Annotated in this window: 24 protein-coding genes and 1 pseudogene; 12 read left to right on the top strand and 13 right to left on the bottom strand. The window is 69.8% G+C overall.

The features are described from left to right. Window positions 1-30: 30 nt before the first annotated feature. Entirely contained in the window at window positions 31-708 is a 678-nt protein-coding gene (gene cei, locus NS2_RS14545; protein WP_152615020.1) for an envelope integrity protein Cei, read from the bottom strand. 468 nt (window positions 709-1,176) lie between these two features. On the opposite strand from cei, the gene NS2_RS14540 reads away from it, so the two are divergent. Continuing rightward, on the top strand, window positions 1,177-1,479 hold the full coding sequence (locus tag NS2_RS14540; RefSeq protein WP_033087954.1) for a DUF4193 domain-containing protein: 303 nt from the start codon (window positions 1,177-1,179) through the stop codon (window positions 1,477-1,479). A 108-nt stretch (window positions 1,480-1,587) separates the two neighbouring features. Here the strand turns inward: NS2_RS14540 and NS2_RS14535 are convergent, their stop codons facing one another. Further along, window positions 1,588-2,082, bottom strand: coding sequence for a DUF3093 domain-containing protein (locus NS2_RS14535; protein ID WP_033087977.1), 495 nt, complete (start codon window positions 2,080-2,082; stop codon window positions 1,588-1,590). Between the two features lie 79 nt (window positions 2,083-2,161). Between NS2_RS14535 and dut the strand changes: the two genes are divergently transcribed. Next, window positions 2,162-2,662, top strand: a complete 501-nt coding sequence (gene dut / locus NS2_RS14530; RefSeq protein WP_033087955.1) for a dUTP diphosphatase — start codon at window positions 2,162-2,164, stop codon at window positions 2,660-2,662. Between the two features lie 2 nt (window positions 2,663-2,664). Next, on the top strand, window positions 2,665-3,516 hold the full coding sequence (locus NS2_RS14525; protein ID WP_033087956.1) for a DUF3710 domain-containing protein: 852 nt from the start codon (window positions 2,665-2,667) through the stop codon (window positions 3,514-3,516). Between the two features lie 202 nt (window positions 3,517-3,718). On the opposite strand, the gene NS2_RS14520 is transcribed toward NS2_RS14525, so the two are convergent. Beyond that, window positions 3,719-4,435 (bottom strand): alpha/beta fold hydrolase, encoded by a 717-nt coding sequence (locus NS2_RS14520; RefSeq protein WP_033087957.1) that lies wholly within the window; start codon window positions 4,433-4,435, stop codon window positions 3,719-3,721. Between the two features lie 270 nt (window positions 4,436-4,705). Here NS2_RS14520 and NS2_RS14515 point away from each other — a divergent pair, with 270 nt between their 5' ends. The 3 genes from NS2_RS14515 (at window position 4,706) to NS2_RS14505 (ending at window position 6,847) form a co-directional block, all read left to right on the top strand. Beyond that, window positions 4,706-5,098, top strand: coding sequence for an OB-fold nucleic acid binding domain-containing protein (locus NS2_RS14515; RefSeq protein ID WP_033087958.1), 393 nt, complete (start codon window positions 4,706-4,708; stop codon window positions 5,096-5,098). A 260-nt stretch (window positions 5,099-5,358) separates the two neighbouring features. Continuing rightward, entirely contained in the window at window positions 5,359-5,955 is a 597-nt protein-coding gene (locus tag NS2_RS14510) for a DUF3159 domain-containing protein (RefSeq protein WP_033087978.1), read from the top strand. 310 nt (window positions 5,956-6,265) lie between these two features. Next, complete coding sequence (locus NS2_RS14505; protein ID WP_045437648.1) at window positions 6,266-6,847, top strand: sigma-70 family RNA polymerase sigma factor; 582 nt, start codon at window positions 6,266-6,268, stop codon at window positions 6,845-6,847. 133 nt (window positions 6,848-6,980) lie between these two features. On the opposite strand, the gene NS2_RS14500 is transcribed toward NS2_RS14505, so the two are convergent. Beyond that, window positions 6,981-7,670 carry a potassium channel family protein gene (locus tag NS2_RS14500; protein WP_033087959.1) on the bottom strand — a complete coding sequence of 230 codons (690 nt, stop codon included), beginning with the start codon at window positions 7,668-7,670 and terminating at the stop codon, window positions 6,981-6,983. A gap of 2 nt (window positions 7,671-7,672) precedes the next feature. Beyond that, window positions 7,673-8,338, bottom strand: a complete 666-nt coding sequence (locus NS2_RS14495) for a potassium channel family protein (protein ID WP_033087960.1) — start codon at window positions 8,336-8,338, stop codon at window positions 7,673-7,675. Window positions 8,339-8,743: 405 nt separating this feature from the next. Here NS2_RS14495 and NS2_RS14490 point away from each other — a divergent pair, with 405 nt between their 5' ends. The 4 genes and pseudogenes from NS2_RS14490 to NS2_RS14475 all read left to right on the top strand — a co-directional run bounded on the left by NS2_RS14490 (window position 8,744) and on the right by NS2_RS14475 (window position 13,586). Beyond that, complete coding sequence (locus NS2_RS14490) at window positions 8,744-10,732, top strand: APC family permease (RefSeq protein ID WP_033087980.1); 1,989 nt, start codon at window positions 8,744-8,746, stop codon at window positions 10,730-10,732. Continuing rightward, window positions 10,729-11,100, top strand: a pseudogene (locus tag NS2_RS37465) (TRAM domain-containing protein); the annotation flags it as partial. The gene NS2_RS14490 and the pseudogene NS2_RS37465, both read left to right, overlap by 4 nt. A gap of 132 nt (window positions 11,101-11,232) precedes the next feature. Further along, window positions 11,233-12,633: a class I SAM-dependent RNA methyltransferase gene (locus tag NS2_RS38220; RefSeq protein ID WP_308640196.1), complete on the top strand. Its 1,401-nt coding sequence runs from the start codon at window positions 11,233-11,235 to the stop codon at window positions 12,631-12,633. A 155-nt stretch (window positions 12,634-12,788) separates the two neighbouring features. Next, a complete protein-coding gene (locus NS2_RS14475; RefSeq protein ID WP_143161275.1) occupies window positions 12,789-13,586 on the top strand; it encodes a hypothetical protein in 798 nt (265 codons plus the stop codon). On the opposite strand, the gene NS2_RS14470 is transcribed toward NS2_RS14475, so the two are convergent. Both NS2_RS14470 and NS2_RS14465 read right to left on the bottom strand, forming a co-directional pair. Next, window positions 13,563-14,333, bottom strand: coding sequence for an SIMPL domain-containing protein (locus NS2_RS14470; RefSeq protein WP_228102862.1), 771 nt, complete (start codon window positions 14,331-14,333; stop codon window positions 13,563-13,565). The two genes, NS2_RS14475 and NS2_RS14470, sit on opposite strands and share 24 nt — an antisense overlap. A gap of 110 nt (window positions 14,334-14,443) precedes the next feature. Next, window positions 14,444-15,067, bottom strand: coding sequence for a winged helix-turn-helix transcriptional regulator (locus tag NS2_RS14465; protein ID WP_096490629.1), 624 nt, complete (start codon window positions 15,065-15,067; stop codon window positions 14,444-14,446). Between the two features lie 93 nt (window positions 15,068-15,160). On the opposite strand from NS2_RS14465, the gene NS2_RS14460 reads away from it, so the two are divergent. After that, window positions 15,161-16,372, top strand: a complete 1,212-nt coding sequence (locus NS2_RS14460; protein ID WP_033087984.1) for a pyridoxal phosphate-dependent aminotransferase — start codon at window positions 15,161-15,163, stop codon at window positions 16,370-16,372. 4 nt (window positions 16,373-16,376) lie between these two features. Here the strand turns inward: NS2_RS14460 and NS2_RS14455 are convergent, their stop codons facing one another. The 3 genes from NS2_RS14455 to NS2_RS14445 are packed head-to-tail and all read right to left on the bottom strand — an operon-like array spanning window position 16,377 to window position 18,888. After that, entirely contained in the window at window positions 16,377-17,120 is a 744-nt protein-coding gene (locus NS2_RS14455) for an SDR family oxidoreductase (protein ID WP_036549843.1), read from the bottom strand. Then, on the bottom strand, window positions 17,117-18,316 hold the full coding sequence (locus NS2_RS14450) for an NADH:flavin oxidoreductase (RefSeq protein WP_033087963.1): 1,200 nt from the start codon (window positions 18,314-18,316) through the stop codon (window positions 17,117-17,119). The genes NS2_RS14455 and NS2_RS14450 overlap by 4 nt, the downstream gene beginning before the upstream one ends. Further along, window positions 18,316-18,888, bottom strand: a complete 573-nt coding sequence (locus NS2_RS14445; RefSeq protein WP_033087964.1) for a TetR/AcrR family transcriptional regulator — start codon at window positions 18,886-18,888, stop codon at window positions 18,316-18,318. Before NS2_RS14445 ends, NS2_RS14450 begins: the two co-directional genes overlap by 1 nt. Window positions 18,889-18,971: 83 nt before the next feature. Here NS2_RS14445 and NS2_RS14440 point away from each other — a divergent pair, with 83 nt between their 5' ends. After that, window positions 18,972-19,583 (top strand): DedA family protein, encoded by a 612-nt coding sequence (locus tag NS2_RS14440; protein WP_033087965.1) that lies wholly within the window; start codon window positions 18,972-18,974, stop codon window positions 19,581-19,583. A 4-nt stretch (window positions 19,584-19,587) separates the two neighbouring features. Here NS2_RS14440 and NS2_RS14435 read toward each other — a convergent pair whose 3' ends face one another. From NS2_RS14435 to NS2_RS36015, 3 genes are all read right to left on the bottom strand, one after another. After that, window positions 19,588-19,935, bottom strand: a complete 348-nt coding sequence (locus NS2_RS14435; RefSeq protein ID WP_033087966.1) for a hypothetical protein — start codon at window positions 19,933-19,935, stop codon at window positions 19,588-19,590. 40 nt (window positions 19,936-19,975) lie between these two features. Further along, window positions 19,976-21,193, bottom strand: a complete 1,218-nt coding sequence (locus NS2_RS14430) for a DUF8017 domain-containing protein (protein WP_033087967.1) — start codon at window positions 21,191-21,193, stop codon at window positions 19,976-19,978. A gap of 71 nt (window positions 21,194-21,264) precedes the next feature. Continuing rightward, window positions 21,265-21,438: a hypothetical protein gene (locus tag NS2_RS36015; RefSeq protein WP_155239736.1), complete on the bottom strand. Its 174-nt coding sequence runs from the start codon at window positions 21,436-21,438 to the stop codon at window positions 21,265-21,267. Between the last annotated feature and the right edge of the window lie 16 nt (window positions 21,439-21,454).

The following is a 21,454-nucleotide window of genomic DNA, read 5'->3' as shown; positions in this document are numbered from 1 at the left end:
CTCAGAGCCGGGCCCGCACGAAAGAGATTCTCAACACTTCGCGTGTCGCGCGGCTTCCAGCAGCTTCGGGGCGATCGCGGGCGCGGTGCCCGGCGTCGGGTTCTTCAGCGACTTCAGCACCTCCTCGGCATCCGTTCCGGGCCGGATATCGCGGAACAGCGTGCCCAGCACCAGATCCACGGTGTCGTCCTGGCGCTGATCCTCGATCAGCTCGGCGCACGGCATGACCAGCTGCACCGACGCCGCCGCGGGTCGCCCCTTCACGCCGAAGCGAATCTGCCCGGTGCACTCCAGATCACCGTTCACATAGACCGGGTCGTTGCCGATCTGCACGTCCGGCGCACTGGCGAATCCGAGATCGCCCAGCTCCGAGGCCACGTGCGCGGCCTGACCGCGCTGGTTGTTGGCATTGAAGACGCGCACCTTCGACGACGCCAGGGCGGCCGGCTCCACATCGCGTAAGCGCGAGTTCGACACCCGCTCCCCGAGTGGGGCGGGCTTGGCCGCCGACGTGCTCGAGGCGGGGCTGGGGGAGTTGCAGGCCATGGCGCCCTGGTCACTCTCGGTCGTCGTCAGCGCCTTGAACCACACGCCGACGCAGATCAGAGCGATGACTCCCACCATGGCCGCCCACGGCTCCCAGCGACGCCGGATGAACGGCCGTCCCTGCGGATCGGACGAGTTACCTTGGGTGATCAGTGAAACCACGCCCACACTCTACGAAAACGCGGGGGGTAACGCGTGCAGGGCATCGGCAAGTCGGACGGCGCGGGCAAGTCGGACGGGACCGGCGGGTCGCGTCAGGTCCCCGTCAGGTCTCGGACCATGCGACGAAGATCTCGATGCGTTCCCTCATCGATGACGATTACCCCTCAGTTTCAACTCGCAAGGGTTTTGATTGCGACTTTTGTCCCGGGGTCCGCTATTGTCTGGCGGCCCAGATCGTACAACCCAGGTGAAACTGGGGATCGATTTCGGGAACAACAAGGGCATGTCCTGCGTTGACCGAGCGCGATCCGCTGCGGATGAACGACTATCCGGCTCGGATCTGTGACCGGTGTACGCGTGACGTACACCACGGGCGGGGCGGCATTCCCTCCCGGTCCGGTGCCGAAAGGCGCCGGTCAGGTGGGTGCCGGTCCGGGATATACGGAGTAAGGACGAGGGGAAGACGACATGGCAACCGACTATGACGCACCGCGGCGCAGTGAATCCGACGAGGTTTCGGAGGACTCGCTGGAGGAGCTGAAGGCTCGCCGCAACGAGGCCGCGTCCGCCGTCGTGGATATCGACGAATCCGATACCGCGGAGTCGTTCGAGCTTCCCGGCGCGGACCTTTCCGAGGAGGTGCTCTCGGTCCGGGTGATCCCGAAGCAGGCCGACGAGTTCACGTGTTCGAGCTGCTTCCTGGTGCACCACCGCAGCCGACTGGCCAGCGAAGCCGGCGGTCAGCTGATCTGCATGGACTGCGCAGCGTAAAGGCGCTGTCCGGGTAGAGGATCGAAGAGGATTCCGTCAGCCCGCGCTCGGTTCGCCGAGCGCGGTCAGGAACCGGTCGAGTGTGTGCGACCGGCGTCCTCGGGGACCTCAGGACTGTTCGGCCGCGTTCTCCAGGCCCAGGGCCGTGATGAGCTTTTCCGGATGGCGCGCGCTGACCAGCCAGTACGGCGTCGGATCATCCGGATCGTCGAGCACGAGCAGGACCATCGGACCGATCCAGGCCCGATGCTGAACGAAGGCGGCGGGGTCGAGCTGGCGGCCCAGCGCCGCACTCTTGGCACTGGCCGGCACCGGCGCCGCGCGCTTGACGAAGGTCGCGGGCAGGTGGGCGCGATCGGTGCGCAGTTCCGGCACGCCCGCGGCGTCCGGGGCCACTTCCACGCGATGGCGCGAGAACCACAGCAGCACCCACACCGCCACCGGGAACAGCAGCGCGTAGGGCAGCCACGCGCGGACTCCCGGTGCGCCCATGTGGATCTCGGCTGCCAGCAGCCCGGTCACGACGAGCGCGGCGGGCCACCACCACAGCGGCACCCAGAGGCGCTCGGTGTAGAGGGGACGGGTCTGCTGCTGAGGTTCCATGGTCACCTGAGGGGGCTGGTCGGACACGACATCAGACTAGGTCAATGACTGCGGGGTCGAACGCGTAGGCTCGGCCTACGTGACCGGTATTCCACCTATTCCCCTGCTGCGGCTCGATCCCGGCATCCCCGTACCCGTGCGCGCCCACGAAGGCGACGCGGGCGTGGACCTGTGCACCACCGAGGACGTCATCATCGAACCGGGGGAGCGGGTGCTCGTCGGCACCGGCATCGCGGTGGCGCTCCCGATCGGCACGGTCGGGCTGATCCATCCCCGTTCGGGCCTGGCGGCCAAGGCGGGTCTCTCGGTCGTCAATACCCCCGGCACGGTCGACGCGGGCTATCGCGGTGAGATCAAGGTGTGCCTGATCAATCACGATCCGCGCGCGGCCATCGAGCTCCGGCGGGGTGACCGGATCGCCCAGTTGCTGGTGCAGAAGGTCGAATTGGTGGACTTCGTCGAGGTGGAGACGCTCGACGAGACGGCGCGTGGCGCAGGAGGATACGGATCCAGCGGTGGGCACGCCAGTCTCGCCGCGCAGTCCGGTGGGGCGGGTCAGGCGACCGGCAAGGAGGCATGACGATGGCATTCGGACGCAAGAAGAACAAGGACGACAGAGCCGACGCGCCGCAGTACGAGGGCGAGTACGACGAGTACGAGGAGTACGACGAATCCGCGTACGAGGCGGACGAATACGACGAGCCGGAGTTCGACGACGAGCCGGTGCCCGCCCGCGGCGAGCAGACCGGCCCCTTCGACTACGAGGACGTCGCCGACCGCCTCGAGGCCATCGCCGAGCAGCGCCTGGACCTCGGCTCGGTCATCGTCCCCGTCCCGCCGGGCGGCCAGCTCCAGGTCGAGATGACTCCCGACGGCACCCCGCAGGCGGTCCACCTGGCCACCCAGCACGGCCGGATCACGGTGGCGGCCTATGCCGCCCCCAAGACCTCGGGCCAATGGCGTTCGGTGGCAGCCGATCTCGCCGAGACCCTGCGCAAGGACGGCGCCACGGTCTCGGTCGTGCAGGGCCCCTGGGGCCGCGAGCTGCACGCCGTCACCCAGGGCGCGGACCTGCGCTTCATCGGCGTGGACGGCTACCGCTGGATGGTCCGCCTGGTCGCCGCCGGGCCGACCGGCGCGGCCGACGACAACTCCCCGCTGGTCGCCGCCGCCCGGGCGGTCCTGGGCGAGACCGTCGTCCGCCGCGGCGACGAGCCCCTCCCGGTCCGCGAACCCCTCCCGGTGGTCCTACCCCAGGAGCTGGCCGACCAGCTCGCCGCCGCCCACCAGCAACAACTCGCCGCCCAGCAACAGGCCATGCAAGCCCAGATGGCAGCCATGCAGGGCGGCCCCGCCTTCCAACCGGAGCAGCCCCCCACCGAACCCCGCCGCGGCGCGGAAGGCTCGGCCATGCAGCAGCTCGGCCTGAACTGACCGACCGGTCCGGGTCCACATCAGCCCCGGATTCGATTGCGGAACAACTCGAAACGGGGCACCGCCGGACCGGCGGTGCCCCGTTTCGCTGTCGGCGGAATTGATCGCGGGTGCGGCTCGCCGCCACCGTCGGCCACGGAAGGCGCGATCCGACGGCCGCGAGCGGCGCTCGGGCGATATGCGCGGACGCGTGGGGACTCGACTACGGGGCGGAAACGGGGCGGGGGAGCAGAGCGTTGATACCCCGGGTGCCGAGGATGGACGGGTCCGCACCGAGCTCGTCGAGGGTGATGGCGTGCAGGGTGGCGTGGGGGATGAGGCCGGTCCAGTGTTCGGCCACGGCGAAGGGGTGGACGGGATCGTCTGTCGCGCCGATGATTTCGACCGGGGCGATGACCTCGGCCAGGAGTTCCGGTTCGGGCCAGGCGTAGGCGGCGGCTTCCTCCAGGGCGGCGGGGAGGTCGGGCCATTGGGCGGTCCAGGAGTGGGTGAGTGCCTCGGCCAGCCAGGCGGGACTCGAGGACCGCATGCGGGACAGGACCGCGTCCAGGCCGTCGGCACGGAGTTGGGCGGCGGTGGCGGCGGCGCTCGCGGCGGCGGGGCAGCCGGTGGTGTCCGCGCCGGTCCAGGCGGGGAGGGCGGCGACCACGCCGTAGACCGAATCCGGGTGGCGGGCGGCCCAGTCCAGGGCCACGGCCGCGCCGAGGGAGATGCCCGCGATCAGGACCGGTCCGGAGCGGGCGGCGGCGTCGAGGGCGGCGCGGTAGCTGTCGATCACCCGGCGCGGGTCGGGTTCGACCGCGAGGAACGGCAGATCCCTGGCGGCGCAGGCGGATCCGAAGGCGCGGCGGGCGAAGTGGGCGTCGGAGCCGGTTCCGGGCAGGGCGACGGCGACCGCCGGACGTGGTAGATCGAGCACCGGCCGAGCCTAGCCGGGGCGGGCGCGGCGGCGATGAGCCGACCGGCCTCGGAGGCGCTCGGGGTTTGGATACCGGGGAGTAGCGGGTATGGCTGGGGGTGTGAAAGTGCCGCGTCCGGTGCTGGCGGGCACGCGTGGCGGGTGCAGGCCGGTGCATCTACAGTGGCGATGTACGGCCACAGGCGGCCGGGTGGCAAACCACCGGGCGTCGTGGAAGGAAACGAACGACGTGAGACCCACGCCGTCGAGCTCTACAGGAGAGCGTGCGAGATGCCATCCGCGGGTGGGAAGGACACCCCGTCAGGCTATTTCCGGCGGCTCAGCCGTCGCCTGACCGAGGACCTGGATCGTTTGGATGCCGAGGAACTCGCCGAGACGTCCGAGGCGTCGGGCGCGTGCCGGGCATCGGAGTGCCGACGCGGTGAAGAGGTCACGATGATCGGCAGACTCCGCAGCGTGGAGGCCTGTCCGAAGGCCGGGGGCGCGGAGGTGGCGGCCGAGTTCTTCGACGGCACCGACAGCGTGGAACTGGTGTTCATCGGCAGGCGTCGCATTCCGGGAATCGAACCGGGACGCCGTATCTTGGTCCGCGGTCGCATCGGTGAACGCGACGGCGGCAAGGTCATCTACAACCCCTACTACGAACTCCGAGGGAATCCCTGACACTCATGCCGAACTCCAGCAGCAGTGACGACAGAGGCAACCGGACCGAGGCGTCAGGCGCGCAGCCCGCGTTCGATCCGCCCACGTTCCAGCTCAATGCCGTGACCGGCGACGAACCGCCCCTGCGGATGGACAATGCGCTGCTGGACGAGGACATGCAGGCCCTGATGGGCGCCGAGCTGGCCGCCCTCGAACGCGAGGCGACCGGCGACGGCGACCCCGAGGCGGACGCCGGACCCGAGCCCACCCTGCTCGAGCAGATGGGCGGCATCAGCGGCCTGATCTACTCCTCGCTGCCGGTGCTGGTGTTCGTGCCCGTGAATTCGCTGCGCGGGCTGACCGCCGCCATCTGGGCGTCGCTGGGTGTGGCGGCGGCGATCCTGGTGTGGCGCTTGGTGCGTCGCGATCCGATCCAGCCCGCCATCTCCGGCTTCCTGGGGGTGGGCGTGTGCGCGTTCATCGCCTACCGGATGGGTGAGGCCAAGGGCTTCTTCCTGTTCGGCATCTACGCCAGCCTGATCTACGGCGGCGCGTTCCTGATGTCGCTGGTGGTGCGGTGGCCGCTGGCGGGTGTCATCTGGGGCGCGCTCAACGGGCACGGCACCGGCTGGCGTTCGGACAAGCGCGCCATGCGGCTCTACGACATCGCGACCGCGGTGTGGGCGGTGGTGTTCGTGGCGCGCTACCTGGTGCAGAACCACCTCTACGACTCCAACAGCACCGGTCTGCTGGCGGTGGCGCGCATCGCCATGGGCTGGCCGCTGACCGCGGTGGCGGCCTTGGTGACCTTTTGGGCGGTCCGTAAGGCAGGTCATCTGCCTTCGCAGTCGGCGAAGGCACGCGACTCCGCGGCCTGACCCCCGACTTCTGCGGGCTGGACATCCGCCCGTTCGGCCCTTTATCGCGGTAAAACGCCAGGGCGCAACACCTTCGGGGCGATTCGGGGGTGAAAGGGGGTGACCAACCCACCCCTGGGGTACCTATTTCGGAGTCCCCCCAGCGAGCACGATCTTTCTCAGAAGCTACGGAGAAAGGATCGTGGAGTTGGTTACCGACGGCAAGGCAGTGGCAGCGCAGGACCGGGGCGAGGGGCCCGGGACCACAGCGGTGCAGACAGTCGCCTCGCGCCGGCACCCGGCGGGGCGTGGGAGCAAGAGCACGAGCAGCGTGGCGACGTCGGAATCCCGGCGCGCCGCGGCGGAATTGGAGAAATTGATCGGCCCGGCCGCGAGCGGCGACAAGGCGGCGGTCTCGGAGATCCTCAAGATCGTCTACCCGCTGGTGCGCCGCTACTGCGCGGCCCGCATGAGCGGGGCCGGGCACCTGCACGTGACCGCGGACGACGTGGCGCAGGAGATCTGCCTGGCGACGGTGCAGGCGATTCCGCGCTACCGGGACCAGGGCAAGTCGTTCCTGGCCTTCGTCTACGGCATCTCGGCCAACAAGGTCGCCGATGCCTTCCGGCGGGCGCAGCTGCACCCGGCCTACCCGGTGGCGGAGTTCCCGGACGCGCCCATGAACGAGCCCGGGCCGGAGGAGCGGGCGCTGGCGATGGAGACCCGCCGGGCGGCACGCGATCTCATGCAGGTGCTGTCCTCGACGCACCGCGAGGTGCTGGTCATGCGGATCGTGCTGGGCTGGACCGCGGCGCAGACCGCCGAGGCCATCGGCACCAGCCCGGGCGTGGTGCGGGTCATGCAGCACCGCGCGCTCAACCGGCTGCGGGCCGAATTGCGGGCGGCGTCCTGATTCGGGGGTAGCTCAACGGTGAGCACGACACAACGTGGGCCGGGCACTGGGGAGTGCGCCCGGCCCACAGTCGTGTCCGGACCTCACTGTTCTGACCTCGGGGCCGTGCCCGGACCTCGCGGCAGTCTCCGGATCAGGCGGGCGCGTCCTCGTGCTTGCCGAAGCCGTTGACGCCGAGCGCCTTCCGCAGATCGTCCTCGGCCTCGACCGAGGCGACGAACAGCAGCTCGTCCTCGCCTTCGAGGGGATCGTCGGCCTGCGGGACGATGACCCGCCCGCCGCGCAGGATGGTCACCAGGGCGGCGTCGCGGGGCAGGGCGAGGGTGCGAACGGCCTTGCCCGCCAGCGGGGTATTCGTCGGCAGGGTGATCTCGACCAGGTTGGCCTGCCCCTGCCGCAGCGTCATGAGCCGCACCAGATCGCCCACCGAGACGGCCTCCTCCACCAGCGAGGCCAGCAGCCGCGGCGTCGAGACCGCCACGTCCACACCCCAGGACGAGTCGAACAGCCACTCGTTGCGGGGATCGTTGACCCGGGCCACCACCCTGCGCACCCCGAATTCCGTCTTGGCCAGCAGGCTGAACACCAGGTTCACCTTGTCGTCGCCGGTGGCGGCGATGACCACGTCGTAGGTCTCGAGCCCGGCCTCTTCGAGCGTCTCCAGCTCGCAGGCGTCGGCGTGGGTCCAGACCGCGGTGGGCGCGCTGGTGGGGTCGATGTGGTCGAGGCGGCGTTCCAGCAGCATGACCTGGTGGCCGCCGCGCAATAGTTCCTGGGCGATGGAGCGGCCGACCGCTCCGGCTCCGGCGATGGCTACTTTCACGATCAGACCTCGCTCGCGGGGGGATTGGCGGCCAGGGCGACGGCCTCGCCGACGGTGCCCGAGGTGGCGGCGATGTACACCTGGTCGTCGGCTTGCAGCATGGACTTGCCATTGGGCAGCACGCCCTGCCCGAACCGGATGATGAACGCCACCCGTGCGCCGATGGCGTCCTCGAGCGCGTGCACCGAGCGCCCGTACCACTCCTCGTGCAGCGGGACCTCGGTGACCGCGACGGTGCCGGTGGGGTCGCGCCAGGTGGTGGTGGACTGATCGGAGACCAGGGTGCGCAGGAAGCGGTCGGTGGTCCACGGCACGGTGGCGATGGTGGGGATGCCCAGGCGCTCGTAGACCGCGGCGCGCTTGGCGTCGTAGATGCGCGCGACCACGCGCTCGATGCCGAAGGTCTCGCGGGCCACCCGCGCGGAGATGATGTTGGAGTTGTCGCCGGAGGACACCGCGGCGAAGGCCCCGGCACGCTCGATTCCGGCGCGGGTCAAGACATCTCGATCGAAGCCGACGCCGGTGATGCACAGGCCCGGGAAGTCGCGGCCCAGGCGCAGGACGGCACTCGAGTTCTGATCGATCACCGCGACCTCGTGGCCGATGCGGACGAGGGCGCGGGCGAGCGAGGAACCGACCCGCCCACAACCCATGATCACGACGTACACGGTACAAACCCCATTCCCGAAAACCGTGGTGTGCGGTCTGGTTGCCTTGGTCGGGTCGCAACCGTACCGCTCGAGTTTCACTGCGGGCACTTTCCCCCTCCGGAAGGTGTTCAAACCGGAACCGGGAAAACCTCACAACCCTCGTCCCGCCACCCTACGACCACGCGGGCTACCGGTCGCGCGCCGAACACGGGCGGCACGCCACGCAATACCGCGTCCGGCAACGCATCGCTGCCCGACGAACCCATCGCCTCTCCACGGCGCATCGCCCCGGCGGAGACCACCGCCCCCTCGGTGTGGGCACGCTCTCGCTCCGCCGACAGTGCCCGCTTCGGCGGGCGATGCTTCGCCGCGGTCGGCAATGCCATGCCTCTGCCTGCGGCGCACTGCCTTATGCTGCCTGGAGTGTCGAAGTTGACGACGGCCGCCAAGCGCATGCTGGTCGGCCGCCCATTCCGCAGTGACTCTCTCGGGCATACGTTGCTACCCAAGCGGATCGCGCTCCCGGTCTTCGCCTCTGACGCCCTGTCCTCGGTGGCGTACGCGCCGGAGGAGATCTTCCTGGTGCTGTCGGTGTCGGGGCTGTCGGCGTACGCCTACGCGCCGTGGATCGGCCTGGTGGTCGCGCTCGTGATGGCGGTGGTGGTGGCCAGCTATCGGCAGAACGTGCACGCCTATCCCTCCGGCGGCGGTGACTACGAGGTAGCCACCAAGAACCTCGGGCCCACCGCGGGATTGACCGTCGGCAGTGCGCTACTGGTCGATTACGTGCTCACGGTCGCGGTCTCGATCTCCTCGGCGGCGTCGAACATCGGCTCGGCCGTGCCGTTCGTCGCAACACACAAGGTGTTGTTCGCGGTGTGCGCGATTGTGATCCTCACCGCGATCAATCTGCGCGGCGTGCGCGAATCCGGCACGGCCTTCGCGATTCCCACCTACGCCTTCATGATCGGCATGTTCATCATGCTGATCTGGGGCTTCACCCGGATCGGGGTGCTCGGCCAGAGCGTGCACGCCGAGTCCTACGGTTTCGGGCTCGAGGCCGAGGACGAGCATCTGTTCGGGCTCGCGTTCGTGTTCCTGCTCGCGCGCGCCTTCTCCTCCGGCTGTGCCGCGCTCACCGGCGTGGAGGCCATCAGCAATGGCGTGCCCGCGTTCCGCAAACCCAAGTCCCGCAATGCCGCGACCACCCTGCTGCTGCTCGGCGGCATCGCCATCACCCTGTTCATGGGCATGATCGTGCTCACCCAGAAGGTCGGCATCGTCTACGCGCACAACACCTCCGACCTGATCGGCGCGCCCGCCGGATACGAGCAGAAGACCCTCGTCGCGCAGCTGGCCGGGGCGGTGTTCGACGGGTTCCCGGCGGGCTTCTACTTCATCACCATCGTCACCGCGCTGATCCTGGTGCTGGCGGCCAATACCGCGTTCAACGGCTTCCCGGTGCTGGGTTCGATTCTGGCGCAGGACCGTTTCCTGCCGCGGCAGCTGCACACCCGCGGCGATCGGCTGGCGTTCAGCAACGGCATCCTGTTCCTGGCGGGCGCGGCCATCGCGTTCGTGGTGCTGTTCGGCGCGGAGGTGACGCGGCTGATCCAGCTCTACATCGTCGGCGTGTTCGTGTCGTTCGTGCTGAGCCAGACCGGCATGCTGCGGCACTGGACGCGGCTGCTGCGCACCGAGACCGATCCGGCGCAGCGGGCGCGCATGAAGCGCTCGCGGGTGATCAACGCCATCGGCCTGACCATGACCGCGACCGTGCTGTGCATCGTGCTGGTCACCAAGTTCCTGGCCGGCGCGTGGATCGCGATCGTCACCATGGCGGCCATCTTCGGGTTGATGAAACTCATTCGCCGCCACTACGACACGGTGTCGCGCGAGCTGGACGAGACCGATTGGGACGGCGTGCTGCCCAGCCGCACCCCCTCCATCGTGCTGGTGTCGAAGCTGCACATGCCCACCAAGCGCGCCCTGGCCTACGCCCGCGCCACCCGCCCCGACACCCTGGAGGCGATCACGGTGAACGTCGACGAACCCGATACCCGCGCGCTGGTGCGGCAGTGGGAGTCCAGCGATATCGCGGTGCCGCTCAAGGTGATCGAGTCGCCGTATCGCGAGATCACCAAGCCCGTGGTGGATTACGTGAAGCGGGTGCGCCGCGACGCCCCGCGCGACGTGGTCACCGTGTTCATCCCCGAATACGTGGTCGGCCACTGGTGGGAACAGTTGCTGCACAACCAGAGTGCCCTGCGGTTGAAGGGCCGCCTGCTGTTCGAGCCCGGCGTCATGGTGACCAGCGTCCCCTGGCAGCTGTCCTCCTCGACCGGGCGCGCTCCCGGCCGCGTGGTCAACGCGCCCGGCTCGGTCCGCCGCGGTTTCGGGGACGAGGCATGAGCGCCGACTGGTACGGCCGCATCCTCGAGGTCCGTCTCGGCCCGCCCGGCCACGGCGGCTTCTGCGTCGCCCGCCACGAGGGCCGCGTCCTGTTCGTCCGCCACGGCCTGCCGGGCGAACTCGTCCGCGCCCAGATCACCGAGGACCGCGGCGGCTCCTTCTGCCGCGCCGAAGCCGTCGAAATCCTCGACCCGTCCCCCGACCGCGTCCCGGCCACCTGCCCGGTTTCCGGTCCCGGCGGCGCGGGCTGCTGCGACTTCACCTTCGCCACCCCCGCCGCCCAGCGCGACCTGAAGCATCAGGTCGTCGCCGAACAACTCCGCCGCCTGGCCGACTGGGAACCCGACTTCACCGTCGAAACCATCCCGGCCCCGTCCGGTCTGCCGAGCGGCGTTGTCGCCCAACTGGACACCGCATCCGCCCCGGGCCCGCACAGTGACAGCCGTGGCGGCGGCGCGGGCCGGATCACCGATCCGGCCGATGCCCGCGGCCACTACTCGATGCCGAGCCCGCGGCTCACCGGTCTGGGTCGCATCGGCGGGGTACCGACGGGTTTGGCGTCCGCGCTGCTGGCCGGATCCGCTTCGGCGGGTGCGGAGCGCGGTGGACCGCCGCCCGATGTCGAGACCGCCGCCGCCTCCACGGCGGAGGAGTTTCCCGGCGCTGCCCCCGCCCCGGGCCGGATCGGCGGTGTGGCAACCCATTTCGCGCGCACCCTGGTCGCGCATTCCGAGGAGGGTGGGGCGTCCGAGGGGGCGGACTCGGCTCCCGGCATCGCGGCGGGCGCGCGTCCGGCACCGGCCGATCGGACCGGCACAAGCGTTGCGCCCGTGGCGGATTCGTCATCGGTGGATTCGTCCTCCGGTGCTGCGGTGCGGCCGTCCGGTGGGGCGCGGGTCGTCCTCCGGGAGGTGGGGGCCGATGACCCGAGTTTCGGTGTGCTGTCGGTGGATGCGTATTCCGGCGGGTGGCGCAGTCGGGTGCGGCTGACCGTGGACGCGGCCGGGCGGGCGGGGGTGCATCGGTATCGGAGTACCGAGGTGATCGCGGATCTGCGGTGCCCGCAGCCGATGGCGGGGGCCATGGACGGGATCGGCGAGCGCAAGTGGACGCCGGGGGCCGATCTGGTGGTGGCCGTGGACGGCGAGGGGATGCGGCACGTGGTGGAGGTGGCTCCCGCGGCGGGGGATCGGGACGATCACCGTGGGCGGGGCGGCGATCGGCGTGGCCGGGGCGTGGGGGCTGCCGGGCGGCGGGGCGGGGGAGACCGCAGCAGCACCGCCGCGCGGCGGGCGGCGGCGCACGGTGCTCGCGAGGAGCGGGTGATCGACGGGACCGGGACGGCCGTGCAGTATGTGGCCGAGCGGCGGTGGGAGCTGTCGGCGACCGGGTTCTGGCAGCCGCATTACGGTGCGGCGCAGTGCTATTCGGATGTGGTGGCCGAGTGGGCCGATGCCGCGCCGGGTGCGCTGGTGTGGGATCTGTATTGCGGTGTCGGCGTGTTCGCGGCGCGGCTCGCGGAGCAGGTGGGCGAGCGGGGAGTCGTGCACGGCGTCGAGTTCGCGCGCGGCGCGGTCACCGAAGGGCTTGCGGCACTGCGGGATATGCCGTGGGTGGACCTGACCGTCGCGCGGGTGGAGCGCTGGATTCACGAGCAGCCCGGTGCCGCACCGGATGTGGTGGTGCTGGATCCACCGCGCGCGGGTGCGGGCAAGGAGGTGATCAACGCGCTGACCGAGCGTTCACCGCGCCGCATCATCCACATCGGTTGCGACCCCGCCGCTTTCGCCCGCGATATCGGACTCTATCGCGGTGCGGGCTACGAGCCCGCGGGCCTGCGCGTCTTCGACGCCTTCCCCGGGACTTACCACGTCGAATGCATAGCCCTGCTGGAGCGCTGACCGAGCTTTCAAGATCAGGGAGTTCGCACCGTGGAATTTTGCCCGATTCCCCACGGTGTGAGCTCCCTGATCTTGTCGAGGACCTTGGCGCGATGGTGACAGGGGGATGGGTTGTGGGATGGGGGGGATTGGGGGGTGGGTCAAGATGGTGGCTTGTGACTACGTTGTCGGATCCGACGGTGGCGTCGGTGGTCGAGCTGATCTGTGGGGATCAGTCGCGGTTTCACTCGCTCGAGGCGCTGCTGCTGGGAGTCGCTCTCAAGCGACCGGAGTATCGGGGCGAGCTGTGGGTGAATGCGGACAGCTATTGGGGTCGGCTGGTGACGCCGGTGTACGGGGCGCGGATGGCGGCACTGGAGGGTAATGCGGAGGCCGATCGGGCGCTGCTGGACCTGGTGGAGGTGACGGTGGCGCGATTCCTGCAGGGGGAATCGTTGGAGCGCAAGCATCTTCCGGCCTGGCTGCCGGGATTGCGGGAGGCGCTGCTGACCGACGGATACCGGATGAAGCTCGACCGGATGGGTGACGGCGCGGTGCGCTGCCGGTTGAAACCCACAGCGTGGCTGCCGATCCGGCTCGAGGAGAAGGTGTCGCTGCTGGCCACCGAGCTGGAGGTGCGCGGGCAGCAGACCGCGCTCGATCACCTGAAGCAGGCGGTCAAACACTATGAGCGCGGCCGGTTCCCGGCGTGCGAGAAGCGGCTGCGCTCGGCCCTGCAACAGGTCACCGCCTACGCGGCGGGCACCGGCGACCCCGACCCCGCCGCCAATGTGCGCCACCTGGTGGACACCGGCCGCGTCACCGTCACCGCCGGCACCCGGCTGCTCCACGACCTGCGCGCCATGCTGGTCTCCGACCCGTTCCCGCATCGAACCCACCCCGGCGCCACCCGCTTCCGCATCCAGCTCACCGAGGTCCGCGCCACCTGGCTACTCGCCCGCGTCGAGCTCTGAGCCTTCGTCCCGGTTGCGCGGTCGAGCCCTGGAGTGGCTGGCCCGGTCGAGCCCTGGGCTCAGCTCAGCCGCCAGGTGACGCGGATGCTCGTGGACAGCTCGCTCCTCGCCGAGTTCCACCGGCATCGCCTCGGCTCCGCCGCCCATCTTGGCGGCGGCGAACGCGATGCGCGGCTGCGGCACCGGACCGGAGACGTCCTCGGTGATCTCCACCACCGGCCCCAGCGCGCGGCCCGCCCGGAACACATACTGTTCGGCCTTACCTACCGCGTGATCCCACGCCGCGTCCCGGGCGCGCACCATCAGCGCTTCCTCGTCGGCCACGGTCAGGGTGAGCCCGCCGAGGCGCACATCGTCGCCCCCGGCCTCGACCGCGTGCGCGATGATCGCCGCGGGCCCGCCGTCCGCGGACGGCTTGGCCGCGCCGTCGGCCCCGGCGATCTCGCGCAGGGTGACCGTCAGCGAGGTCCCCGCGATATACCCGACCAGCTGCTCCCGATTACCTTCCGTCCACACGGTTTCCGCGCGCACGGTCAGCCCGCTGGTATTGATGTCGCGCCCGGCCACCCCGTCCGCCCGCAGCGACCCGATCACCGCCGCGGCCCGATCTCCCGCCCGCGTATAGGCGTCCGCCACGGTCTGCGCGCGCGTCTCGACCGAGATGTTCACCCGCATGATGTCGGGTGTGGCACTGGCACTTCCGGATCCGACCATCGTGATCGTGCCGATGGCGTTCTCGCTGGTCACGGGTTTCCTCCTCGATCGCATGGGCCGAACCCAGCCGATGCTACCGACGCGCGGTGACCACCCGCCGGTACCACACAGGCCGGGGCGTGCGGCCCGGCGGGGTGACCGCTTCAGGCGACCGTTCGCCCGCTGCCGGTGGCCTCCCCGCGCCCGCTGCCGGTGGCCTCGTCGAGGACGGTCGCGAGTGCGCGTGCGCCGGTGGCGATCTCGCTCGCCGTGGACAGGTCCAGCCGGATGTCGAGGTCCGCTGCCGGGGCCGGGCCGTCGTGGTGGGTCAGCCCGGACTCGGTGATCAGATAGTGGAAGGCGGTGTCGCCGACGTGGACCGTCACCGTGCCGGAGGGGACGAGTTCGGCCACCGCCCGGCCCAGCGGCAGCGCGAACCAGTGCGCGCGCACGGCATCGGTGGCGCGCTGCTCCCCGAGTTGCGCAGCGCCCCACGCGGACAGCGAGTCCAGCACCGGCCGCAGCGCGGCCCCGGCCTCGGTGAGCTCGTAGAGCGCGGTCCCGGCCCGCGGCCCGGTGCGGCGCTTGGTGAGAATCCCGTCACGCTCGAGGTCCTTGAGCCGGGCGGCCAGCACATCGGTGCTGATGCCGGGCAGGTCGGCGAACAGGTCGCTGTATCGGCGCGGGCCCGGACACAATTCGCGGACCACCAGCAGGTTCCACCGGTCGCCGACGAGGTCGAGGGCGCGGCTCACGGTGCAGTAGTGGTCATAGCTTCGGCGTGGCACGATCCCACTGTAACCAAGAACTTGGAAAAACAAAGTGCAAACTTGGAATTTCCAAGTAGAGTGTGCGGCAACCACACCGAGAAGGGGTCGTTCATGCAGGTGAAGCAGTCGAGCAAGCTGGCGGGCGTGTCCTATGAGATCCGCGGGCCGGTCGCCGAGCACGCCGCCCGGCTGGAGGTGGAGGGGCATCACATCGTGAAGCTCAACACCGGCAACCCGCTCACCTTCGGCTTCGAAGCGCCCCCCGAGCTGCTCCAGGACATGGTCCGCAACCTGCCGCAGTCCAGCGGCTACTCCTCCTCCAAGGGCCTGCTCTCGGCGCGGCGCGCGGTGGTGCAGTACTACGAGACCCTCGGCCTCGCCGAACTCGATGTCGAACAGGTCTTCCTGGGCAACGGCGTCTCCGAGCTCATCATGATGGCCATGACCGCGCTGCTGGAGAACGGCGACGAAGTCCTGGTCCCCGCACCGGATTTCCCGCTCTGGACCGCCGCCACCGCGCTCAACGGCGGCCGCCCGGTGCACTACATCTGCGACGAGGGCTCGGACTGGATGCCGGACCTGGCCGATATCGAGTCCAAGATCACCGACCGCACCCGCGCGCTGGTCATCATCAACCCGAACAACCCGACCGGCGCGGTGTATTCGCCCGAGGTGGTGCGCCAGATGCTCGAGCTGGCCCGCCGCCACAACCTGGTGGTGTTCTCCGACGAGATCTACGACAAGATCCTCTACGACGGCCTGACCCACACCGCCACCGCGTCGCTGGCCCCGGATCTGTTGTGCCTCACCTTCTCCGGCCTGTCCAAGTCCTACCGCGCCGCCGGCTTCCGCGGCGGCTGGCTGGTGGTCTCCGGCCCCGTCGAGCACGCCGAGAACTACCTCGAGGGCCTGACCATGCTGGCCGGGCTGCGCCTGTGCGCGAATGTCCCCGCGCAGCAGGCGATTCAAGCCGCCCTCGGCGGCCACCAGAGCATCTACGACCTGACCCTGCCCGGCGGCCGCCTGCGCGAGCAGCGTGACCGGGCGTTCGAAGCGCTCAACGCCGTCCCGGGCATCTCGTGTGTGAAGCCCAAGGGCGCGCTGTACGCCTTCCCTCGCATCGACCTCGGCATGTACAAGATCCACAGTGACGAGCAGTTCGTCCTGGATCTGCTGCTGCGCGAGAAGATCCACATCGTCCAGGGCACCGGCTTCAACTGGCCCCATCCCGACCACTTCCGCATCGTGACGCTGCCGCACGCCGATGAGCTCGAGGCCATCATCGAACGCATCGGCCGGTTCCTGGCGACCTACAAGCAGTAGGTCCTCAGACCGGACGGCCCGCCGTCATGCCCCCGTCGACCACGAATTCCGCGCCATTGCAGTAGCTGGATTCGTGGCTGGCGAGGAACACGACCAGCGCCGTCACCTCCTCGGGCCCGCCGAGCCTGGCGAGGGTGTTCGCTTCGCGATTCGCGGTCGAACCCTCGGGCACGCCGATCATGGGCGTCAGAATCCCGCCCGGGTGAACGGAATTCACGCGCACCCCGTGCGGGGCGAGCTCGAGCGCGGCGGACTTGGTGAGCCCGCGCACCCCGAACTTCGACGCGGTGTAGGCGTGCGCACCCGGCACGCCCTGGATGCCGGCGGCGGAGGAGATGTTCACCACGGTCGCCGGACGAGCCGCCACCAGGGCGTCGCGGGCCGCGGTCAACCCCAGGAACGGCCCGGTGAGGTTGATTGCGAGGGTGCGCTGCCACTGCTCCTCGGAATAGGTTCCCAGCGGCCCGAAGTCGAGAACGCCCGCATTGTTGACCAGCACATCGAGCTTGCCGAACCGCGCGACCGCGGTGTCCACGGCGGCCCGCCAGTCCGCGGCGCTGGTGACATCCAGGTGCGCGAACGCCGCCGAATCACCCAGCTCGGCAGCCAGTTTCGCACCCGCCTCGTCGGCGATATCGCCGACGAGTACCGAAGCCCCTTCGGCGACAAAGGTTCTGGCGTGCGAGGCGCCCATGCCCGATGCCGCACCGCTGATCAGGTCTACCCGCCCGGCGAGTAATCCGCTCATGCTCGTTGCTTTCCGTCCAGGTCGATGATTGTCGGATCGGGCCGGAACACGCAGCGGGTCCGGGTGTAGATGGTGGGCATGCACTTGTTGCAGTGCACGCAGGCCGAGCGGGTGCTCGCATCGGATTCGATGCGCCGCAACAGGTTCGGCTCGCGCAGCAGGGCGCGGCCCATGGCGACGAAGTCGAAGCCCTCGGTCATGGCGAGATTCATGGTGTCGAGATTGGTGATGCCGCCCAGCAGGATCAGCGGCATGGACAGCTCGCGGCGGAACTGGCGGGCGCGTTCGAGCAGGTACGCCTCCTGATACGGGTACTCCTTCAAGAAGGCGCGCCCGACCGCGCGGAAGCCCAGCCGCGCCGGGCCGGGCAGCACCTTGGCGAACTCGCTGCGCGGCGCGTCCCCGTGGAAGAGCAGCATGGGGTTGAGCAGCGAACTGCCCGCGGTCAATTCGAGCGCGTCGAGCGCCCCGTCGGCCTCCAGCCAGGCGGCCACCTGCACGCTCTCGGGCACCGTGAGCCCGCCGCGGCGGCCGTCCTCCATATTCAGCTTGGCCGTCACCGCGATCCGGTCGCCCACGGCTTCCCGTACCGCACAGGCGATTTCGCGGGCCAGCCGGGCCCGGTTGGGCAGCGACCCACCCCAATGATCGTGGCGGCGGTTGAGCAGCGGGCTCAGGAACGAGCTCACCAGATAGTTGTGCCCGAAATGGAGTTCGACCGCGTCGAATCCGGCCTGCTCGGCCAGCCGGACCGCGTTCACGTGCGAGGCGATGAGCTCGCGGATCTCGGTCTCCTCGGGAACCCGCATGGCCCGCATGCTCAACGGGCTGAACATGGCGCTGGGCGCGAGCGCGGGCGCGCGATTGGAGGCCGCGTTTGCCACCGGCCCGGCGTGCCCGATCTGCGCGCTGGCCGCCGCGCCCTCGGCGTGCACGGCATCGGTCAATTCCCGCAGTCCCGCAACGGCTTCCGGCCGCATCCAGATCTGGCGCCGGTCGGTGCGCCCGCCCGGCGCGACCGCGCAGTAGGCGACGGTGGTCATGCCCACCCCGCCCGCGGCGACCTCCCGGTGGAAGTCGATCAGTTCGGGGGTGACCAGCGCTTCGGGCGTGCGTCCCTCGAAGGTGGCGGCCTTGATCACCCTGTTGCGCAAGGTGGTCGGGCCGAGCTGAGCCGGTGCGAAGATTTCGTTCATCAGTGTTCTCCCGGTGCGGTGAGTCCGGCCACCACGAAGTCCCGCAGTGCCGACAGCGCCGATTCGGACATCCCGTGCTCCCGGACCTCGGGGCTGCCGAATCGCATGATGATCAGGTCGAAGGTCAGCATCCAGCGCCGCTTGGCGACGCTGGGCGGCAGCTCGGGCAGCAGTGCCGCCCACGAGTCCATCCGGAACCACGCGCCCTGCCACGACATGAGATGCCGCCCCAGCACGAAGCGGGCCAGCAGCCGAAGATGCAAGCGCCCCAATGGATCCGCCGCCAGCTCCAGGAACGGGGCGAGGATGGTGTCCACCACCGCGGGCACCGAATCCCGCCCGGCGCTCGCGCGGGCGAGCCCCTCGGCCCACAGCGGCCCGAGCCGGGCCTCGATGAGCGCGCCGACCAGCGCCTCCTTGGAGCCGAAGTGGTAGTGCACCGCGGCGGGATTGGCCCCGGCCGCCGAACACACCGCCCGCACCGACACCTCGTCGTAGGACTCCATGAGCAGCAGTTGCTCCGCGGCGGCCAGCAGTCGTTCGCGGGTTCCCGCCGACACCTTCTCGACCATGCCAAGCAGTGAAACACGTTTCAATCGACATTTCAATCAATGATTGAATCAATGGGATGCGACGGTGGGCTAGCGTCAGCGCCATGGACTCGGTCGTGCAGCGAATACTGAGCATCCCCACGATCTGGACCTACGTCGTGGTGGCGCTGCTGGTCATCGCCGAGGAGGCGATGGTGTTCGGCCTGCTGGTCCCCGGCGATACCGCCGCCATCCTCGCGGGCGTCGCCGCCAGCCGCGGCCACCTGGGCATCGTCACCACGCTGGCCCTGGTCATCGTGTCCGCGATCGTCGGGGCCAGCATCGGCTACTGGATCGGCCGCCGCTACGGCACCCGCCTGCTGGAGTGGTCGATCTTCAACCGTCACCGCGACAACCTCGCGCGCGCCGGGGAATTCCTGCAACGCCACGGCGCGTGGGCCATCCTGCTCGGACGGTTCAGCACCTTCTTCCGCACCATGCTGCCCGAGCTGGTCGGCATGTCTCCCATGTCGTTTCGCCGGTTCGTGGTGGCGAGCGCGGCGGGCGCGATCATCTGGGGCTCGGTGCTGGTGCTGGCGGGTTACCTGCTCGGGCAGTCCTTCACGGTCATCCTGAAGCGCGTGAACACCGACCTGCTGATCGTCGTCCCGATCATCGCCGTGCTCGCCCTGATCTATTGGAAGTGGCACCGGCACCGCAATGCCGGGCAGGACTGATCCGCTATTCGCTCTGCGCCCAGCCCGCGACCGGAAGCGTCAGGTACACACCGATATTCGCGTCCACGAACTTCTCGATATCGGCGAGCAGCCGATCACAGCGCTGCTGCCGATTCGCGGCCCGGCTCTCGAAGTACTTCGACCGCACCTCGATCACCAGATCCATCCCGCTGCGATCGAACTTCCCGAGCGGCCGGAACCGGATCTCGACATCGCCGGGTTGCAGGTCCCCGTCGTAGGGTTCCTCGGGACACTCGACCGCCGTGGACACCAAGTGCGGCAGCCATTCGCCCAGCTCGCGCAGCACGGTGTCGGGCAGTTCCGGGTTGTATGTCACCTCGACGAGCGGCATCGGACCAGTCTATTGGCCGGGCGGGGCGATCGCCGGTCCCTCAGCTGGTCCGGACGCTGGCGATCAGCTGTTTGGCCTGGTCGGGGGTCATTTCGCCGGTGGTGCCGCGGTCGGCGAGGACGGCCAGCACCAGGGTCGAGTTGCGCGGGCCGGGGAAGGCGAAGGCGTAGACGGCGTACGCGTTGGTGGTGCAGCCGGGCAGGGTCGGCTTCCACGGGCCCGACGCCTCGACCTGCCGGCCCGCGAGGCCGCTCTTGGTGGTCACCGGCGCGGGCGCGCCGGGCTTGCCACCGGTCGGATCGTCGTAACCGCTCTCCACCGAGACCTTTGCGACCTTGGTGGCCGCCGCCGCGAGATCGGTGCCGTCGACCTGGGCGACGAACACCAGTGACCGGTAGGCCGAACCGGCGCAATAGTCCGCGCCCTCACTGGATTTGGCGTAGCCGGTGAGATTGCCGTCGGCCCCGGACTGGAGGGTGGTCTGGGTCGGCGCGGCAATGGTCCACCCGGCGGGCACGTCGTAGCTGATGCCCAGGGACGGGGCGACCACGGTCCGCGAACCCGACTTCGGTGCGCCCGAGGTGGACGGTCCCGACGACGGGCTGCCCGCCTTGCTGGTCGGGGCCGCGCCCGCGGTGGTGCTCGGCGCGGCGCTGCTGCCGCCGGAATCGCCGCGGGTCAGCGCATAGGCCGCGATACCGCCGCCGACCAGCACGATCACCCCCAGCACGGCCGCCAGGATCAGCCAGGTGCGATTGGGTCCGCCCGGCGGCGTCGGCTGACCGTAGCCCGGCTGGCCGTAGCCCGGAACTGGTTGCTGCCCGGGGAAATTCGGATCGGACTGCGCCCCGGGATAGAACTGCTGCGTCGGCTCGTAACCCTGCGGATTGGGCTGGTACGCCTGCGGGTTGTAGGCGTGCACCGTCGGTTCCGCACCGGTGACCGGAGTGCCCCAACCCTGTTGTGCCGCGTCCGGATTGCCCCACCCCTGCGGGTTGTAGGCGTGCACGGTCGGCTCGGCACCGGTGACCGGATTGCCCCAGCCCTGCTGTCCCGGATCCGGCTGTCCCCACGTCTGCTGTCCGGCATTCGGGTTACCCCACCCCTGCTGTCCGGGATCCGGGCTACCCCATGCCGGTTGTCCCGGATCCGGCTGGGCCGGTTGGTGCTGGGTCGGCTCCTGGGGCGGATAGCCGCCCGCCGCACCGGGATTCGCGGGTCCGTGGGGGTTCGACCAGTGATCATGGTTGTCGGTCACGCGATTCCGCCCCTGTTTCCGCCCGCGCCGAGTGCCCTCGGCCTGTCGCGGCCCACCCTAGCGGGTGCGCACTAGCCCTGCGCGGCGGGTGATTCCGGGTCCGCGTCGGCGGCGGGCGGGGAGAGTTTGATCACTCCGGCGTCCAGATCGACGGCCAGCCGCGGCCGGTGCTGCTGGCCGTCGCCCGCCTCGCTACCGTCGTCTTCCAGCTTCTTGCCGGGGAACAGTTCACCTATGACGCCCACGAATCCAGCCTAATAC

Source organism: Nocardia seriolae NBRC 15557 (genome assembly GCF_007990715.1).
GTDB lineage: Bacteria > Actinomycetota > Actinomycetes > Mycobacteriales > Mycobacteriaceae > Nocardia > Nocardia seriolae.
Note: the sequence above shows the minus strand (reverse complement) of the source record. Positions and strands in the feature narration are given on the sequence as shown.

Bases quoted from the DNA above. Each gene is read 5' to 3' on its own strand.
- NS2_RS14515 (WP_033087958.1), top strand. From the start codon at position 4,706: ATGCCATCCGCGGGTGGGAAGGACACCCCGTCAGGCTATTTCCGGCGG.
- NS2_RS14445 (WP_033087964.1), bottom strand. From the start codon at position 18,888: ATGGTCGAGAAGGTGTCGGCGGGAACCCGCGAACGACTGCTGGCCGCC.
- NS2_RS14510 (WP_033087978.1), top strand. From the start codon at position 5,359: ATGGGCGGCATCAGCGGCCTGATCTACTCCTCGCTGCCGGTGCTGGTG.
- NS2_RS14455 (WP_036549843.1), bottom strand. From the start codon at position 17,120: ATGAGCGGATTACTCGCCGGGCGGGTAGACCTGATCAGCGGTGCGGCA.
- NS2_RS14525 (WP_033087956.1), top strand. From the start codon at position 2,665: ATGGCATTCGGACGCAAGAAGAACAAGGACGACAGAGCCGACGCGCCG.
- NS2_RS14535 (WP_033087977.1), bottom strand. From the start codon at position 2,082: ATGGAACCTCAGCAGCAGACCCGTCCCCTCTACACCGAGCGCCTCTGG.
- NS2_RS38220 (WP_308640196.1), top strand. From the start codon at position 11,233: ATGCCGAGCCCGCGGCTCACCGGTCTGGGTCGCATCGGCGGGGTACCG.
- NS2_RS14450 (WP_033087963.1), bottom strand. From the start codon at position 18,316: ATGAACGAAATCTTCGCACCGGCTCAGCTCGGCCCGACCACCTTGCGC.
- NS2_RS14440 (WP_033087965.1), top strand. From the start codon at position 18,972: ATGGACTCGGTCGTGCAGCGAATACTGAGCATCCCCACGATCTGGACC.
- NS2_RS14540 (WP_033087954.1), top strand. From the start codon at position 1,177: ATGGCAACCGACTATGACGCACCGCGGCGCAGTGAATCCGACGAGGTT.
- NS2_RS14460 (WP_033087984.1), top strand. From the start codon at position 15,161: ATGCAGGTGAAGCAGTCGAGCAAGCTGGCGGGCGTGTCCTATGAGATC.
- NS2_RS14435 (WP_033087966.1), bottom strand. From the start codon at position 19,935: ATGCCGCTCGTCGAGGTGACATACAACCCGGAACTGCCCGACACCGTG.